Here is a 17,723-nt window from a genome sequence, read left to right on the forward strand (position 1 = left end):
GCACTATGATATTAACCTTATATTGTTCAAAATAATCTATATTGTATCTTAATTGATGACTAATTAAACTTTTTTATGTGCATAACGCTTAAAAAGGTGAATGAATCTGCTCAGAAAATAAAGGTTTTTCTGCAGGTGATGCATTCACTGAGGCAGAGAAAAAGCGCAGCGCAGTTGGTTTGGAAACAATTTTTGCCAAGGGCTCATGGCTTAAGACTTGTTCTGTTGTCGCAACGATAGTAAAAATAACTCCAGAAAACCCAGATTTTATAACAATTTGTGTTTTTGCCATATTTATAAATTGTTTGCTTGCCTGTCTGGGATTGATTTTTAGCTCATTAAATAGCTCTTTTAAAATATTAAAAGAACCTTTATTTACTAAATTTCCTTCCTTATTTATTGTCATTTGTACTGATGCATAGTCTTTAAATGCTGTAAAAGGATAGGATAAAACGGCAGCACTTACCCCACTGAGCATTCCTGCTACTGCATGTTTTGTCGTTTTTTCTTTAATAGGCAACGAATCGGCAATTTTATCTTCCAGTTGCAACATAGCCGCAAAATTAATCAGCCCTGTACAGTAACGTGTACCAATACCATTACTGAAAAGCACGCCAAAGTTAGCAGGTTTATACCATTTAAATTTATCAGGAAGAAGTTCAGGAATTTTCTTTAATTGCGATAATGATTCTGGAACTTGGGTAAGTAATACCTCACCTAGCGCGGAAGCGGCAACATAGGTTGTTTTTACTTTTTGTCTGGAGGGACTTCCTTCTTCAATAACGGATTTCTCTTTAGGCATGCCTTCATAAGCCATGTTTTCATTCTGTTTATTGCCACGAGTATTGGTCACATAGGCACTACGTATCGCTGCCGTAGAAATAGAGGCTTTAGTACCTGCATAATAAGCTGTGATGATACCTAAAAGACCACTGTTGTATGGGGAGATTGGTGGAAATACTGTATTGTATTTCATGAGGTTGATTAGCGCCGTTTTAACTGGCGTTTGTATGCTCAGTACTAAACTACTAGTAACGGCGGAAATTAACGCAAAGTTAGCAATTTTCCATGTAGTATTAAGATATTCTAAGGTAGTAAGGTCATTTTGACTTGTTGGTGAATTAGCTGTAGTCACCGGGTTTTCAATTTTTTCTGTTTTGCTTGGCATAATATATCTCTACACATGAGTGTTTATGTTTAAAAGAAGCTTATTCTAACTGACTGATATTAACACAATATTATCAATATGTGTAATTTATGACTCATTATGAGTTATAATTGGTCATTTAGTAGAAAAGATATCTAAAAAATGCCCTTATATGCAAGAAATACGAAAGCATAGCATAGATAGAAATCATTAAGAGTCTAGCTCCATTGCTAGCATTCTTGATTCTTGCTTATAACTCTCAGATGGATAAAGCAAAGAAGTTAAATTGTGTTCACCCCAACGGCGTGCAATGATTATTGCTCGTGGATCGTTATTGCTGGTTAATGCCCATTGCGCGTATTCTAATAATAATATTGCAATATAAGTTTCAGCCAGCGAAAAGGCAAATTTACGCGCTCCAATTTGCTGTTCTTCGTCACTCATTTGTATCATGGATTGCATATAGTTTTGCAGTGCTTTTAAAGCCTCTTGGCTTTTCACTTTTAATTTTGTTAATTGTTCTTGTTTGATGATATCAAGACGTTGTTGCATGTCTTGTAAAAATGCTTCGGCAGCATTTTCGCGATGAATGGCACGTAACACATCAAGACTTAAAATATTCGTTGTGCCTTCCCAAATAGATAAAACTTGTGCATTCCGTAATAATTGTGGGAGTCCTGTATCTTCTACATATCCCGCACCACCAAAAGCTTCCAGGGCTTCACTGACCAGGGCAATGGCTTTTTTGGCGGTGTATAGTTTTGCTAATGGCGTTAATAGCCTTAATACAGCACGTTCGGCAGTGCTTGCTTCACCTACTTCATCTTTGCCAAGTAATTCGATGGCATGAAAGACTAAATGGAAGCAGCCAGTAAATTCCATCTGCATATTGGCAAGAGTTTCCAGATGTAAGCCATGTTGTGATAAGAGGTGACCAAAGGCACTACGTTTATTGGCATAGTCACGAGCAAGAGCCAAGGCACGGCGCATGTATCCTACGGCGCAACAAGCGTTATGGATACGAGTTATATTAAATAAGGAAGAGATTTTTCTAATTCCATCTCCAGGGTCACCTACAAGAATTGCCAAGGTATTTTCTAAAGTTAATTCAGCTGTGGGTAGGGCGCGAGTTCCCAGTTTGTCTTTGAGACGATTAATACGAATACCATTGAGTTGACCTTGATCATTGCGAAGCTCTAAATAAAATAAACTTAAACCTTTGCTGCTTGTAGATGCGCCTTCAATTCGTGCCAGAGTCATGGCCATTTGTGAAGTAGTGGCAGAGGTAAACCATTTTACTCCACTTAAGCGATAATATTTACCATCAGGTCTGGCAATGGTGGTGGTGCCACTCACATCGGAACCACCAGTGCGTTCAGTCATCCATTGTCCTGAAGTCCAGAATTGTGCTGGATCGGCAGAGATTAAATGAGGAAAAGCATGATCTTTCAATGAGTTATCTGCATAAAGTTCCAGGGCACGAGCTGCACCATCGGTCATTGCCAGGGGGCAACTGTAGAGAGCAGATGAAGGATGGAATAAGTACAATTTGGTAAATTGATGAATACGAGATAAGGCGCCGTGGCGCCGTTCGTAACCAATGGTGATTAATTGTTCCTGTGCAGAAATTTTATCTAACTCCTTCCAGGCAGAAGAAACTTCTATATGATCAATACGCTTTCCCCAAGGATCATAGGGAATATGCTTTGGAGGATAGGCCTCTGCTTCCTGGCTTAAACGGAATATGTCGGTAACTACACGTGCTCCTAAACGAAGCAATTCCGGTTGAATTTCTTGATACATGCTTAATGGAAGCTTCCATTTCAGGTAATTTTTTAGTACTTGATCTTCTTCGTATTGATTTCCTATGCTGGGCGGAGTTTGAAAGAAATCACTCATGGAAATTTAGTCCTTATGGCGTGAGATATTATTTATTTTAGTCGGATTTTTTAATGTTTTATAAACGATTGGTTATTTATTTTTTATCGACCATTGACCTAAGTCAGGAAAAATGAAACCCTATTCAACGTCCGAAGCCATCGGAATGGTTGAAAATAAATAAGGAGGATGTTTAAGGTGATCAGTACGCGTTTTTTTAATAAGGAAATAGTAGCGATTGCGATTGCTTCTCAATCCTTAGTGGGGATGCCTATTTTTGCTGCTGGTTTTCAAGTCAATGAGACCAGTACGAGTTTACAGGGTTCGGCAATGGCTGGTGCCGCAGCAGCTAATAATGATGTTTCTGCGTTATTCAATAACCCTGCAACAATGTCCACATTAAAAAATACTCAATTTTATCTTGGTGCGAATGAATTTCTGCCCAGTGTTGATATGAGAGATGGGGCTGCAATTCACATATTTAATGCTCCTGGTGATCCTCTAAGCAGTATTATTGCTCCAGTAAATGGTCGCACTTATAAAAATAACATAAGTAAGTCAGCTTTTATTCCTTATGGTTATGTGGGGTGGCACTTTGGTGATAAGTTTTCAGCGGGTGTTGCTATTGTTGAGCCTTATTATTTATCCAATGATTATTCACGTGATTCGGTATTACGTTTTGTTTCTGTAAAAAGTGAAGTAAATTCAGTGAACGTAAACCCATCGCTGGCTTATGAATTTAATGAGCAATGGTCTATAGGAGTTGGTTTTCAAGCACAATATTTAAAGACAATATTTTCTAATTACAATGGAATCTACACAGGTATTTCCGCTCTGGATTCATTTGTTGCTGCTACCAAACCCAGTTATTTGGAAAGTGATGGTTGGGGTTATGGTTATACCCTGGGTGGTCTTTACCAACCTGATCAACTGACGCGCTTAGGAATAAGTTATCGTTCGCAAATTGCTACACGTCTTCAAGGTGAAGGAACCCAATATACAATGCCTGGTCCAGCGGTTCCTGCACCGATTAACACCATGATGGCAAATATAGAAACTGAAGTTCTTACTCACATTAAGACACCGGGTGTTTTCAGTTTGGGAGTGGCTCGTGATGTGAATGAGTGGTGGACTCTTAAAGGAGGATTCCAAGTAAATTTCTGGAACCGTTTAAATGTATTAACGATTGAAACACCTAATGCATTTGAAATGGAAAACAAGATCCCAATGCGGTGGCGTAATACTTGGTTTGCTGCAATTGGTGCTGATTATCGTTACAACTCTTCATGGACAGCGCGTACTGGTTTTGCTTTTGACCAAACACCTACTCGTGATACGCGGCGCGATCCACGTATTCCTGACCAAGATCGTTTCTGGTTAAACTTTGGTCTGAGTTATGCCATGAAAAATAATTTATCTATTGATGGTGCTTACTCACATGTGTTCATGAATGATAAACGAGTTTCCGTTATTCAATTGAATAGGGGACTATTTAGTAATTCAACAGAGGTCAATGTGGTTGATGCGAAGTATAAGGGTTCCAATGATGTTGTATCTCTAGCATTACGTTATAGATGTTAAGATCTTGTAAGGAGATAAGTTCATGTTAAAAAAAATAGAGAAAATAGTGGCACATGTTAAAATGCATTTGAGCGTTTTAACATGCGTGTGTTCTATAGGTGTTGTTGTTCCCAATGTTGCACAGGCAATTCCTTTTAGTGATATCAGCCAAGTGTATTTTTTTGGTGATAGTTTAACGGACAGTGGTTTTAATAATAATTTTACTGCGCTTGCTGGATTTCCGGCTAAGGCTCCCACGTTCACTACTTTTGGTGGGTATACTTGGGCGCAATATATTGCTCATGATATTAAGGGCTTTTCGCTTCCTACGGGCCCATTTCCTACAACCAGTGATAAGATTACCAACAATACTACATTTACATTTCCAGACCCTGTGCCTTTTGTTACTCCTGATTTAACAGGTATTGATTATGCTTGTGGTGGAGCAAAGACTACCTCTAATCCTGGAATGGATCTAACATGGGCGCCATCAATACAGCAGCAAATTGCTAATTATTTAGCTACTGCTCCTGCACGTTTAGATCCTAAAGCCGTTTATTTCATTTGGTCTGGTGCGAATGATATTCTTGCTGCCTTATCGCAAGTACCATTACCCAATCAAGTGCAATTATTGCGAGTGGCTGATGCAACAACCAGTAATATTGTGAATTTGGTTGATATTTTAGGGGCACGCGGGGCGAAGCGTATTGTGGTTATGTCTTTACCCAATATTGGTTCCACACCTTTAGTTAATAGATTGTCTGTGGAGTTGGGTGATGCAACTATCCCTGCGCAAGTGAAGAATTTGAGTTTTATTTTTAGTTCGATGTTAAATCAAAAATTAGGTGTAGTGATTGCTAAGCATCGCATGAAAGTGCTTTATTTTGATACTTATGCTGCTTTGGATAATTTGATTACTAATGCCAAAAGGGGCGTGCCTACTGTAATTGATGGCCAAGCGTTTTACTTTGTTAACTATACCACACCTGTTTGCGGTACGGTTGAAGCAATACTTTGCCCTAATACTTCAGATGGTTATATATTTGCTGACTCAGTACATCCTACTGATATGGCACATCATGCATTGTCTTTAGAAGTTGAGCAACGCATTAAATCCTGGAGTTGATAAATTAAAAACTGGGCCATAATGGCTCAGTTTTGCAACTTTTTGTAAACGATAATAACTCCATAAGGTAAAAATGAAAACACGTTGTCCTTGGGTTGGCAGTGATCCTTTGTATATGGATTATCATGATCATGAATGGGGGGTGCCCCTTTATGATGAGCACTCATTATTTGAATTGTTAATTTTAGAGGGTATGCAAGCGGGGTTGAGCTGGTTTACCATTTTAAAAAAACGGGAAAATTTTCGCCGTGCTTTTGACCAATTTGATGCCCAAAAAATGGCATTATATGATCAAAAAAAGAGTGCTTCCTTAATGACGGACACGGGCATTATTCGCAATCGCTTAAAAATTCAATCGGCGATTACTAATGCACAAGCGCTTTTAAAGATGAACGCTGCAGGTGAAGATTTTTCTGATTATATTTGGCAGTTTGTGGATGGTAAACCAATAAAAAATCATTGGACCGAAATGAGACAAGTGCCGGCGAGAACACCAATTTCAGATGTTATGTCTAAAGATTTAAAAAAGCGTGGGTTTAAATTTGTTGGTAGTACGATTTGCTATGCGTTCATGCAAAGTGTGGGTTTGGTTAATGATCATTTAGTGGATTGTTATTGCTATGGAGCACATCAATGACATTGAAGTCTCATAATCCTGAGTACCGTATATCTGTTGCAACATTCTAACTCTTTGTGTAGGATAAATTTTTCTGCCCAAGTAATTATCCCATGAATTATTTAAAGTCATATTTTCTTAAAGGAACTACGCTAAGAACAGAGATTTTAGCGGGGGTGACGACCTTCTTAACCATGGTGTACATTGCCTTTGTTAATCCCACTATTTTGCATGATGCGGGGATGGATCAAGGCTCGGTATTTACAGCCACTTGCTTAGTTACCGCTTTTGCTTGTGCATTAACGGGAATTATGGCCAATACACCCATTGGAGTGGCCCCAGGAATGGCCTTGAATATTTATTTTTCATACAGTGTGGTTCAAGGCATGGGGATTGATTGGCAGCATGCTTTAGCAATGGTTTTTGTTTCAGGACTGCTGTTTTTTTTGGTGAGCCTTACCCAATTACGACGTTTATTAATTGAGGCTATTCCTTATAATTTGCAAATTGCAATTCTCATTGGTATTAGCTTATTAATCGCGTTGATTGCTTTACAAACTAATCAGGTCGTAATTGATGATGCACATAATTTAATGAAACTCGGTGATATTAAAAGACCGGAGGTTGCGTTATTTTTCTTAGGCTTTTTGCTGATTTTATTGCTGGATTATTACAGCATTCCCGGGGCAATTATTCTTGGGATTTTAAGCATTAGTATAATGAGCCTTATTTTAGGTATGACCCAGTGGCAAGGCGTGATGGGAGTGCCACCATCAATGGAGCCTACTTTTTTAAAGCTTGATTTTTCAGGGTTAACCAGCGCTACCGCATTAAAAGCAACATTTACTTTTTTCTTAATTGCTATTTTTGATGCTACAGGAACTTTAATTGGTTTGCTTAATCCTACGGTTTTTAAACATAAAGAAAATTATTCGCAACGATTAAGCTACAGTTTAACTGCAGATGCAGCAGCCTCTACTTTGGCTGGGATTTTAGGCTCGGCCAGTACTTCGCCATATATTGAATCGGCTACAGGCATAGAGGCTGGTGGGCGCACGGGATTAACTTCTTTGGTGATTGCTGTGGGTTTTGTGTTAATGCTGTTTTTTTTCCCCTTAGCGAAGATGATTCCTGCATTTGCTGTGGGGCCAGCTTTGCTTTATGTAGCTTGCTGTATGATGAAGCATTTGACGGATATGAAATTAGCAGACATTAGTGAGACAGCACCTTGTATGGTCATTATTATGATGATTCCTTACACGTGTTCAATTGCTAATGGGATTGGTGGGGGGATTATTCTTTATAGTGTGTTGAAGTTGTTAACGCGGCAAAAAATTAATCCTTGGGTTATTCTTTTGAGTTTGATTTTTACAGTGTTTTTTTTGATTAGCTAATAGAAAAAAGCCCTTCTTAAACGAGCTTAAGGAGGGCGATTGCAGATTATTAGTGAATACGCACATATCTACCATTTTTTACCACATATTGATGGCCATTATGATAAATGATGTCGTTTTTGCGATAAGTATTTGTATATCGGTAATTTGCAGGTTTTCCACCTATCCAACCTACAGTACTACCGAATACAGAACCAACCCCTCTTCCTACAGCAGTTCCGGTGTTACCGACAACACCGACACCAGTACCCACGGTTCTAGCGCCATATTTTACGCCGTGACCTACGGTTGAAGTGGTGTAGTTGGCAGTATTACTCATGGTATTGCAACCAACTAAACTTAAAGATATGGCTAAAGCTGAAGATGTAATTATTAGTTTTTTCATTATTTTCCTCCGTGAATAGAACCAAATGATTACACTGTATATTTATAGTATATAATTTAGTCATTTGCAGAAAAAAATAGTCAAATTATTGCATTAAGTGGCAAAAACCTTGCAGGCACGGGTTTTTATAAGAGATATTTTTTTATCAGATAAGTGAAAAACTGTTATAAATCGGTTATTTTTCAATGAATCTGTGTAACGATTACCTTGCACTAATTTTTGCTGCAAGTTTTTTGATTTGTTGTAACTCATCATCTGAAAGTTTAATTACCGGAACCAGAAAAAGTTGCTTCTATGCTAAGATAACTTCAAATTTTTTAGTGAATTACAGTTGAACAATTAAATGGCATAAATCACGAGTACGTTATCAACGAGTCAGTGAAGATACTGGCAAAGAAGTGACTTGGAATGAGGTTGTAAAAGGTTGGGAATATGAGAAAGGTTGTTCTATTATTGTAGATGAAAAAGCGTTTGAAAAAGCCAGCCCAGACGTGTTCAAAACAATAGATATTGAGGAGTTCGTGGATTTAAATGGCTTGACCGACAAATCGCTAAACTTAAAAAATCAAGGAAAAAAATCGGGCATACCACAATTAAAAGCAATGAATCGGTGGTTGATTTTGTCTCATTGCTCAAACAGAGTATGAAAAAAAAGGAGACAAAACTTTCCGTCACCTCTAAAGAACCTTCCAAAAATAAACGTTCCTAATGGGTTGTTTATAACTTAGATGGTTAAGGCTAATTGGAAGATAGAGTGTGCATTTTTTGACAATCTATTAACATGAACTATAATTAAAATGTAGACTGGTTAATTTCGGTTTACTGGAAAGCCACCTAGGTGGCTTTCGTCATTTATAGAGCAATCAATGGATGATTATCACGTTTATCAAACTCACAGTAGGCTTAAATGAAATGGGACTTTGAAATAAAGACGGCAAAGGAGTGCATGATGAGTTTAAATAAATATCATAAAAAAAGAGATTTTTCCAAAAAGCCTGAGCCCAAAGGTAAAGTAACCCAAGATACTCCTTGTTTATTTATCATCCAAAAACATGCCGCAAGTCACCTTCATTATGATTTTCGCATGGAACTCTATGGTGTATTAAAAAGCTGGGCTGTTCCTAAAGGACCAAGTCTTGACCCGCATGTGAAACGGCTAGCTATGCATGTAGAAGATCATCCTATTGAATATGGGAGTTTTGAAGGTGTTATTCCAAAAGGTCAATACGGTGGTGGTACGGTGATGCTTTGGGATAAAGGAACTTGGGAGCCTTTGGATAAAAATCCCTATCAAGCTTATGAAAAAGGTCATTTACGCTTTAAATTGCATGCTGAAAAATTAAAAGGACGCTGGGATCTTATTCGTTTTAAAGATGAGAAGCATTGGTTTTTAATCAAATATCAAGATGAGTATGCAAGAGATCAAGACGATTATGATGTTATTGAAGATTTAGATCAAAGTGTACTCTCTCACCAAACTATGGATGAACTTGCCAAAAACTATGAGCAGATTTGGAGTAGCAGTGGTGCAAAAAAAGTAAAGTCAAAAAAACGCATAAAAAAAAACGCTTTTAAAAAACCTATTCTATTACTTTCTAAAGGATTAAACAAAAGTCCTTACCCTGATTTTATTCCTATCCAATTAGCGATTTTAGTAGATAAGCCTCCAGAGAGTAATCTCTGGCTTCATGAAATTAAATTTGACGGCTATCGAATTTTAGCATTTAAAAAAGGCAATAAAGTGACTTTAAAATCGCGCAATAATAAAGATTGGACGAATGATTTACCTTCTATTGCAGCAGCCGTACAGGAGTTACCCATAGAAAATATAGTAGTAGATGGTGAAGTGGTGATGTTAGATAAGCAAGGAATATCTGATTTTCAGTTATTACAAAATTCAATTAAAAATAAAAGAAAAGCTTCTGAGGTGATACGAGAAGAGGGTGTTTCTTTGGAGGAAATAAACTGAAAAAGCGAATGTTTAAAAAACCAAAGGTACCATTTATACTTAGTCATCCTGATAAAGTGTTATATCCTGAGGATAATATTACCAAAGAAGATTTACTTATTTATTATGATGCCGTCAGCGATTATATGCTTCCTTTCATTTCCTTAAGACCCTTAACTTTAGTGCGTTGCCCTTCTCATTACGGCGAATGTTTCTATCAAAGACATTATAACAAAGCCACTCCAAAAGCACTCCATTCTATTGAGGTGAAAGGCGAGAAGGAAGTAGAACAATATATTTATTTGAGTAATAAAGAAGGACTATTAAGTCTTGTGCAAATGGGGGTTTTAGAAATTCATCCATGGGGTAGTACTATTGAGCATCTGGAACAGCCAGATATTCTTATCTTTGATTTAGATCCTGCGCCTAATGTGTCCTGGAGTAAAGTAGTTGCGAGCGCGCTTGAAGTACGCGATTATTTAGCTCAATATCATTTAAAATCGTTTATAAAAAGCACTGGTGGTAAAGGATTGCATATTGTGGTTCCCATCAAACCCGAATACGATTGGGAAGATATTAAAAAATTTACTCATGTCTTTGTTCAGTTTTTAGAAAAGCTAAAGCCTGATAAATACCTTAGTACCATGACAAAATCGAAACGCACGGGAAAAATATTTGTGGATTATTTAAGAAACCAACGCACGGCGACAGCCATTGGAGTTTATTCTACGCGAGCAAGAATTCATGCACCGGTGTCTACACCACTGGCTTGGGAAGAATTAAGCAAACATCATGAAGACAATACGTATACGATTAAAACGCTTCCTAACCGTTTACACCAATTAAAAGAAGATCCATGGCATGATTTTTGGAGCATCAAACAATCATTACGATTAGATGAATTATAAAATAAATCAGCTAGAAAATAATGCCATAATTTTGTAAGAGTTTTTCTGCATTTAAACCATAAGCTCCAACAGCACCTGGAATTCCTGTGATTAATACAGCACCATTACCTGTATCAAAAATAGGGATTGTTGGATTTACTGTAAACCCCCAATGTGTTTGGTCAGCAATTTGGCCAGTGGTTGTATTTGGCGTACCATTTCCGTTAATGACCAATGCTATATTTTCATAAACAGTGGTTGGTGGCGTGAAAATAATCGGGCTTGCCATGGCTTGTGGTGTATTGGTGGTTGCGTCATACACTACTTGAGACGAATGACCAATAATTTTGGGAAGAGGGGTAATTTTTACTTGATAAATTGCTGCAGTGCCTAAACCTGTACCAGTACAAAAAGTTGGCCTGTGCACCCCAACGGCAGACCATTTAACGATGGTGACTCCATTATAAGGAAGATTTGCAACGGTGGTACAGGGGTGAGTATTGTCTGCGGTATCATACACTTCTACCCTAATGTTAGATTCTGTTAATCCCGTGGTAGATGTTACATTGGCAAGGTTGTTAACTATGATTAACTGTCCAGTGTTTGGGGAGATAGCAAAAATTGTTCCTGAAGCTAGCAAAGTTATAAAAGCTATTGATTTTAATAATATGTTTTTTATCATCTTCATTATAGTTTTTTATGAACAGCTGCATAATAAGGAATAATGCCATAACGCCGCATTAGGTTTTCAGCTTTTAAACCAGAGGCTCCAACAGCTCCCGGAATGCCGGTTGTTATTAAAGCCCCATTACTCGTAGCAAAAATAGGGGATGTTGGTGATACAGTAAACCCCCAATGTGTTGAATCTGCTGTTTGGCCAGCAGTATTGGGAATCCCGCTGCCATTGATAATCAATGTCATATTTCTATAAATAGTTGTTGGAGGCATGAAGGTAATGGGGCTGGCTTTTGCCTTGGGGACATTTGTATCAACAGTGGCGTCATAGACCACAGTAACTTTATTACCAACAAGTTTGCTAAGTGGAGTAATTTCTATTTTAGATAGGGCAGCAGTGCCAATACCAGTACCTGCACAAGATGCCGCGTTGTGTATTCCATTGGCCTGCCATTTTATGATAGCCACGTTATTGTAACCTAGTATTGCAACCGTGTAGCATGGTGAAGTAGGAGTATGAGTATCAAATACCTTGACCATGATGTTGGAGCGTGAAGCGGTATCACTATTTGTTGATGAGAGGTTATCCAGGCCATTAATGAGTACTAATTGTCCTTGGCTTGGAGAAGTAGCAAAAATAGTTGTTCCTGAGGCTAATAAGATCGCAGCAATATTCAATTTGAAAAATGTGTTTTTTATAGTTCTCATATTAAATAACATTTTTCCTTAAACTAATTGTTAAACATGATTTAACGCTGAAATATAAAACGTAAAGAGCTTACTCCCTTCTTCCAAGCAGCATCAGTAATTACTCTAGCACAAGATTATTGATTCTGCAGTATTTTTAAATCCATGAAGTAGCAATTTAAGATAGCTTAACTGCTTATGGCGTATTTCCCTATCTTTCTAGTGAAATGCAGGTTCTAAACTCAATGGTGGTGTTTCTTCTGTAGTAGAAGAGCCCATCTGTATTTTCGTAAAGATACTGGTTTGTTTCAGTGCTTGTGCCGATACTGCAAAACGAGATGAGTCGCTTTCTCGAGTATAGGAAGCGGTTTCTACCAATTGATCAATCTGTGCCATCATTTCTTCCTGTTGGCGAGTGAGATCTTTGATGCCATCTATAGTTTGATCAAACTTATATGCAGTATTGGTTAATTTTGATGCAGTTGAACTTAATTCCTCATTAATTTGCTGCATGGTTAAGTCATCTTTATTGAGCATGCTTTGCAATTTATTTTTAAATTGTTCTTGTTGAGTTTTTCCCATGAAAATCATATTTTGAAATGTTGCCAAACTATTTTTCAGAAAGTTAAGATTTCGTTCATATTGTTGAGAGGTTAGCTTAAATTGTTCTGTAATTTCTTTTAATCGTTGCTCACTTAAGAGCAAACTATTTTGGGTTTCATCCAATTTCGATTTAGTTTGCTGATGAGTTTTTTGCAATTCATCAAGCTGAAATTTATACTCGTTTGCAACGTGCTCAATTTTCTGTGTACTTTGTTGTGTTTGCTCAATAGTTTTTTCTAATTCTAATGGTATTTTTTTTAAAGCATCAATAGTTTTATTTAGATCAATAACTTCTCCTTTTAACTGTTTGATCTCCAGCCCAAATTTTTTATTTTCTTGAGTAATAACCTTTATTTCTTCTTCGAATTGTAGGTGTAGCGTATCGAAAAGTTTAATAAGTGATGCAAGAAGATTGGTGAGTTTACTAATAATTTCTTTAAATGGGGCTGTACTCAGCTGTGTTTGGCCCGCATGGTCGGAGAGTAAATAGCAAAATACAGACATCAGAGCCAATGTAACCAGAGAGGCTGTTAGCAATAGATAGAGATGTAGAGTTAAGCTAAACATAATTAGAGTAATGGTACTCACTGTGCCAATTACTATACGGTGCCATAAAGGATATTTGACCCATTTAGCAGATAATTGAGAAAGATAACTTTTGCATGTGGCATAAGCTTCCACCGCGTCATTCAATTCTTGTTTTACTTTGGCAATTTCAGAGTGTTTCTCACTGATTTCAGCCCAAATTTTTTCAGATGATTCTGAAGCAGTAAACGATTCTTCAGGAGGTATCATAAGTACTATTCCTTATACTAATGGGACTAAAGTACCATCAAGGTAGCTTAGACGCTATTGTACCGATTTTAATTAAAACGGCAATACTGTACTTGGGTACTTGAAAATATACCTATTAGTTTGGGTTAGCAAAATATACAGATCTTAATCTCAATTCTCGGTATTATCATGCAATAAATTTATAATTTCTGTAGAAACAGGGTTCCCATGAATTTTTCGACTTTCATTAGCCCATTCACCTAAATCAATGAGTTTGCAACGGCGAGAGCAAAACGGTCTGAATGAGTTTTCTGGATTCCAGGTATTTTGTTTGTTGCAAATGGGGCAACAGATTTCTTTTGCGTTATTCATAAATGGTAAAATTTAATTATTCTATGTGTAAATTATCGCATATTTTTATTCGCTAATGATAAATAGAGCAGTTTTATTCAAAAGCAAGTTATTTGAGAAGTATAAGGAGAAAAAATTGGCGGTAAAATTATTTTTTAAAGTATCTTTTGCAGAGAATACACTTACATTTACTGGTGAAAAATCAATTTCAACTAAACCTTTAACAATTGACACAGAGCATGTAAAAGCCTCTTTTAAAAAGGGAATGCTTTGGGTAGTGCTGCCTAAAAAAACAGGCTCTTCCAGTGGTTCTAGAGACATTAAGATTAAGCGAGCTTAAAGTTGAAAGGTAGCTTTGAAGATCAAGGCTACCTTTACATAATCAGCTAAAATCTAATTGCCGCCATGCTTCATATAAAATAACAACTACTGCATTTGCAAGATTTAAGCTGCGATTATTCTCGCGCATGGGAATGTAGATTGAGTTATAAGTCTGTACTATTTCTTTAGGCAATCCATTTGACTCTGGCCCAAATAAAAACATATCTTCTGTAGTATAGTGTTCCTGAGTGTAACAGGTCTTTGCGTGAGCACTGCAAGCAAAAATCCTTTTTTGATGATGCTGCGCAATAAAATTTTCCCAATGTTCATCGATAAAGTGGTGGAAAAGAGAGTGGTAGACTCTCTACCGAGATTCATCAGACTAATGAATAGTCCAAGTAACAATACTACCCACATAGTAAGAAATGTTACTTTGATTGCCATACCAAAATTGAGTAACCGGTAGGGAGATCCCAACCTGGAAAATCATTTTAGGTATAGAAAGCCAAAGCGAGGGGGTTACATAAACAATATTTCCCCCTGTGTTAGGAACAATATGTGAGGCTAATTTGGTTTTATCACTATATTGACCATTTAATTCCACTAGCCCTAAAAATATATATTTGTTTTTCACTGTTTTGATATTATGGCCTACTCCTAAATTGTAATAATATTGTGTTCCTTGTTGAATGGAATCATATTTGTCTATGAATAAGAGCCCTGGAGCAATAAAACCGTACCAGTTAACTAAGGTGCGTGAGTAAGTTGAACCAATGAAGTAAGTCATCGCATTAAAACTAGAAGAAGAGTTTTTTCTTGAAAATCCTGATATACGATTGCTTGGGTTAAGTTTCTTGGAAATTCCATTTAAATTACTAGTAGGAAAGGTAGGAGAGAAAATAATAGTGGCTTGATCTGACGATTTGGCATTTTCGTGACTATAAAAAGCATATTCTAAATCGATAACCAAATCGCCCATCCCAGACATAGTTTCTGTGCCATTTTTATAACTTAATGCAATAGGGACTGTTAGCAATAGAGAGGCGGAGTCTGTTATTCCATAAAGAAAGGAGGGAACTCCTTCGGTAATGCGCTGTGTTTGACTGTATAAGTAACTAGGATTATAAGAAACGACCAATTGGTTTTTATCAATAATATTTTGACCAAAAGAAAAAAATGGGCCGGGTTGTTGTGAGGAAGGGAGAGAAAAATTTCCTATGGATGGTGGCTCAGTAGCCATTGTTATATTCATCCAGGTCATGAATAATAAAAATAGCAGCTCTTGCAATGAGCTTAGACGATTGACTTGGTATGACATAGCATCCTGTGTTCTCTAATTATTTTTTAAGTCCATATTAATTAATAAAACTTAATTCATGCAAGGTTAACGTATAAATTGTGAAAATCAGATAATATATTCTGGCTAGATCTGGAGCTCCCACGCGCTACACAAATAACGAACAATTTTTTTATCAAGACCGGTATTCGTTCCATTTTGGCCTCAAAAACTGTTGTTAAGGCTGAGCTTGGTCGTGGTTTAAATCAAATGCGTTATACGGTACGACCTTATTATCGCCTCAAACCAGGTTTGAATGTATTTATTGAATACGAGAATGAACAAGATTATGGAGCATTCAAAAATATACAGAAAAATATTGGAGAGGTCACGTATCAAAAGACGGTGACCCTCGGGTTGGGTGTTTTATTTTGACTCAATAAGTTGATTAGAAAATTAAATCCAAGCCGTTGCCATATCAAGGCGATGGGATCTCTGGATTTAGAATATTTACTGAATTCACTAATTTATCGCGTAATTTTTCATTAGATTGATCAAAAAGCAATCCAATTCTTCGTTTCGTTTTATAGTCATAAGCATCTAATTGAGACGATAGAAGTGAGAGTCTATAAGTCGCGTTTTCTATTTTTTTAGCGTAGTCTCTGAGTTGATGTATTGCATCTTCATTGCTTTGATTCTGCAGTGCCACTAAGTGTTTGCAAGTAGGTATGTTGTTGCTGAATTTGCTGGTTTACTTGTTCCAGTTCATTTTGTGTCGATGTAATTTCTTTTATGCCTATTTTAAACTCTGATTGATTTTCAATGAATGCATATTATCATAAAAAAACAAAGAGATTACTTTTTGAAATTTTATTTTTAGTTGAGATGGGAAACCTGATATCGATAGGATTATTGGCCCGTTGTCCATTTAAATAACAATCCTGAACAATCTTCTGCAATTAATGCAGGTCTTCTTGCCGCATTTCTATTTGATTGTCTGTAAAAATAAATATTTTCTCTTGACCATTACGTTACGTGATAGAATAAACTCTACTCTGGAGACTAAATGAAATATCATAAAATTAGAGACATCAGATCAATATTTTGGAGACTCCTCGCATGACTGAAGCGTTAGAAAAAAAATATTACACAAAACCTGAGCAATCTGAATTAGGTCGTTCATCTGAGTACGATGCCCATTATAATCCAGACCGACTATTTGCCATTCCCCGTGATGCGAAGCGTAAAGAAATTGGTATTGACTCTGCCATGCTTCCCTTCTATGGCTTTGATTGCTGGAACCATTATGAAGTGTCATGGCTCAATGAAAAAGGGAAACCAATTGTGGCACTGGCTGAGATTATTTATGATTGTTCGACGCCATATTTAATCGAATCCAAATCATTGAAACTCTATTTTAATTCATTCAATAACACCAGATTTAAAAATAATGAAGAAGTTAAATTGGCTATCGAGCGTGATTTAGAGAAGCGCTTAGATGGAGAGGTTAAGGTGAAAATTCTATCTTTGAAAGAAAAAGAACCCTCTATAATTGAAGCAGTGCCTCAAGGTGAATGCCTTGATGACCTCGATGTGACTTGCTCTGTTTATCTTGTTGAACCTGAATATCTCTTTATAGAAGATAAGCAAGTAGAAGAAATCCTGTATTCAGATTTATTAAAGTCGAACTGCTTAGTTACAAATCAGCCAGATTGGGGTAGCGTACAAATTGCCTATACGGGAAAACAAATTAATCGAGAAGGGTTATTGAAGTATCTGATATCGTTTCGTAACCATAATGAATTCCACGAGCAATGTATTGAACGTATTTTTGTAGATATTCTACAGCATTGTAAACCAGAAAAACTGACGGTTTATGGCCGTTATACCAGACGGGGCGGCTTAGATATTAATCCTTATCGCTCAACTGAAAAAGTGAAGCCTAAAAGGTTAAATAAGCGATTAATTAGGCAGTGAATTAGTTTATCCGGGTAAAATTATTTTGAGCATGTTTAACACATATAAAGATTAATGATATTTTTTGTAACTCCCCAGGTATTTAATTGAGCTCACCGGGCTTCCCCTCTCCACCGCG

19 protein-coding genes and 1 pseudogene are annotated in these 17,723 nt (G+C 36.9%); 10 read left to right on the forward strand and 10 right to left on the reverse strand.

What is annotated here, in order from left to right:
• Positions 1-88 precede the first annotated feature (88 nt).
• Entirely contained in the window at positions 89-1,168 is a 1,080-nt protein-coding gene (locus tag QM652_RS01155; RefSeq protein ID WP_415072312.1) for a hypothetical protein, read from the reverse strand.
• A gap of 189 nt (positions 1,169-1,357) precedes the next feature.
• The gene (locus QM652_RS01160) at positions 1,358-3,046 is read right to left on the reverse strand and encodes an acyl-CoA dehydrogenase family protein (RefSeq protein WP_415072313.1); all 1,689 of its coding nucleotides are present in this window, start codon (positions 3,044-3,046) and stop codon (positions 1,358-1,360) included.
• Between the two features lie 168 nt (positions 3,047-3,214).
• Between QM652_RS01160 and QM652_RS01165 the strand changes: the two genes are divergently transcribed.
• The 4 genes from QM652_RS01165 (at position 3,215) to QM652_RS01180 (ending at position 7,721) form a co-directional block, all read left to right on the forward strand.
• The gene (locus tag QM652_RS01165) at positions 3,215-4,606 is read left to right on the forward strand and encodes an OmpP1/FadL family transporter (protein ID WP_415072314.1); all 1,392 of its coding nucleotides are present in this window, start codon (positions 3,215-3,217) and stop codon (positions 4,604-4,606) included.
• 22 nt (positions 4,607-4,628) lie between these two features.
• Entirely contained in the window at positions 4,629-5,711 is a 1,083-nt protein-coding gene (locus QM652_RS01170; RefSeq protein ID WP_415072315.1) for an SGNH/GDSL hydrolase family protein, read from the forward strand.
• Positions 5,712-5,784: 73 nt separating this feature from the next.
• The gene (locus tag QM652_RS01175; RefSeq protein WP_415072316.1) at positions 5,785-6,348 is read left to right on the forward strand and encodes a DNA-3-methyladenine glycosylase I; all 564 of its coding nucleotides are present in this window, start codon (positions 5,785-5,787) and stop codon (positions 6,346-6,348) included.
• A gap of 92 nt (positions 6,349-6,440) precedes the next feature.
• On the forward strand, positions 6,441-7,721 hold the full coding sequence (locus tag QM652_RS01180) for an NCS2 family permease (protein ID WP_415072317.1): 1,281 nt from the start codon (positions 6,441-6,443) through the stop codon (positions 7,719-7,721).
• 49 nt (positions 7,722-7,770) lie between these two features.
• Here the strand turns inward: QM652_RS01180 and QM652_RS01185 are convergent, their stop codons facing one another.
• On the reverse strand, positions 7,771-8,106 hold the full coding sequence (locus QM652_RS01185) for a hypothetical protein (protein ID WP_415072318.1): 336 nt from the start codon (positions 8,104-8,106) through the stop codon (positions 7,771-7,773).
• Positions 8,107-8,444: 338 nt separating this feature from the next.
• Between QM652_RS01185 and QM652_RS01190 the strand changes: the two genes are divergently transcribed.
• From QM652_RS01190 to ligD, 3 genes are all read left to right on the forward strand, one after another.
• Complete coding sequence (locus tag QM652_RS01190) at positions 8,445-8,753, forward strand: Ku protein (RefSeq protein ID WP_415072334.1); 309 nt, start codon at positions 8,445-8,447, stop codon at positions 8,751-8,753.
• A gap of 299 nt (positions 8,754-9,052) precedes the next feature.
• Positions 9,053-10,075, forward strand: a complete 1,023-nt coding sequence (locus QM652_RS01195) for a DNA polymerase ligase N-terminal domain-containing protein (RefSeq protein WP_415072319.1) — start codon at positions 9,053-9,055, stop codon at positions 10,073-10,075.
• A gap of 8 nt (positions 10,076-10,083) precedes the next feature.
• A complete protein-coding gene (gene ligD / locus QM652_RS01200; RefSeq protein ID WP_415072320.1) occupies positions 10,084-10,962 on the forward strand; it encodes a non-homologous end-joining DNA ligase in 879 nt (292 codons plus the stop codon).
• Between the two features lie 10 nt (positions 10,963-10,972).
• Here the strand turns inward: ligD and QM652_RS01205 are convergent, their stop codons facing one another.
• The 4 genes from QM652_RS01205 to QM652_RS01220 form a co-directional block, all read right to left on the reverse strand.
• The gene (locus tag QM652_RS01205) at positions 10,973-11,461 is read right to left on the reverse strand and encodes a hypothetical protein (RefSeq protein ID WP_415072321.1); all 489 of its coding nucleotides are present in this window, start codon (positions 11,459-11,461) and stop codon (positions 10,973-10,975) included.
• A 167-nt stretch (positions 11,462-11,628) separates the two neighbouring features.
• Positions 11,629-12,324 (reverse strand): hypothetical protein, encoded by a 696-nt coding sequence (locus QM652_RS01210; protein ID WP_415072322.1) that lies wholly within the window; start codon positions 12,322-12,324, stop codon positions 11,629-11,631.
• Between the two features lie 198 nt (positions 12,325-12,522).
• Entirely contained in the window at positions 12,523-13,701 is a 1,179-nt protein-coding gene (locus QM652_RS01215; protein WP_415072323.1) for a hypothetical protein, read from the reverse strand.
• 150 nt (positions 13,702-13,851) lie between these two features.
• Positions 13,852-14,052, reverse strand: a complete 201-nt coding sequence (locus QM652_RS01220) for a DNA gyrase inhibitor YacG (RefSeq protein WP_415072324.1) — start codon at positions 14,050-14,052, stop codon at positions 13,852-13,854.
• 115 nt (positions 14,053-14,167) lie between these two features.
• Here QM652_RS01220 and QM652_RS01225 point away from each other — a divergent pair, with 115 nt between their 5' ends.
• Positions 14,168-14,371, forward strand: coding sequence for a hypothetical protein (locus QM652_RS01225; RefSeq protein ID WP_415072325.1), 204 nt, complete (start codon positions 14,168-14,170; stop codon positions 14,369-14,371).
• Between the two features lie 42 nt (positions 14,372-14,413).
• On the opposite strand, the gene QM652_RS01230 is transcribed toward QM652_RS01225, so the two are convergent.
• Together QM652_RS01230 and QM652_RS01235 are read right to left on the reverse strand one after the other, a co-directional pair.
• Positions 14,414-14,686, reverse strand: coding sequence for a tRNA (cytidine(34)-2'-O)-methyltransferase (locus QM652_RS01230; protein WP_415072335.1), 273 nt, complete (start codon positions 14,684-14,686; stop codon positions 14,414-14,416).
• Positions 14,687-14,734: 48 nt separating this feature from the next.
• Positions 14,735-15,670, reverse strand: coding sequence for a hypothetical protein (locus QM652_RS01235; protein WP_415072326.1), 936 nt, complete (start codon positions 15,668-15,670; stop codon positions 14,735-14,737).
• Between the two features lie 108 nt (positions 15,671-15,778).
• On the opposite strand from QM652_RS01235, the pseudogene QM652_RS01240 reads away from it, so the two are divergent.
• A pseudogene (locus tag QM652_RS01240) lies at positions 15,779-16,063 on the forward strand (copper resistance protein B); the annotation flags it as partial.
• A gap of 43 nt (positions 16,064-16,106) precedes the next feature.
• Here QM652_RS01240 and QM652_RS01245 read toward each other — a convergent pair.
• Positions 16,107-16,337 carry a hypothetical protein gene (locus QM652_RS01245; RefSeq protein WP_415072327.1) on the reverse strand — a complete coding sequence of 77 codons (231 nt, stop codon included), beginning with the start codon at positions 16,335-16,337 and terminating at the stop codon, positions 16,107-16,109.
• Between the two features lie 410 nt (positions 16,338-16,747).
• On the opposite strand from QM652_RS01245, the gene queF reads away from it, so the two are divergent.
• Positions 16,748-17,605: an NADPH-dependent 7-cyano-7-deazaguanine reductase QueF gene (gene queF, locus QM652_RS01250; protein WP_415072328.1), complete on the forward strand. Its 858-nt coding sequence runs from the start codon at positions 16,748-16,750 to the stop codon at positions 17,603-17,605.
• The last annotated feature ends 118 nt before the right edge of the window (positions 17,606-17,723 follow it).

Origin of the sequence: Legionella sp., assembly GCF_047605385.1 — a bacterium.
Taxonomy (GTDB): Bacteria; Pseudomonadota; Gammaproteobacteria; order Legionellales; family Legionellaceae; genus Legionella.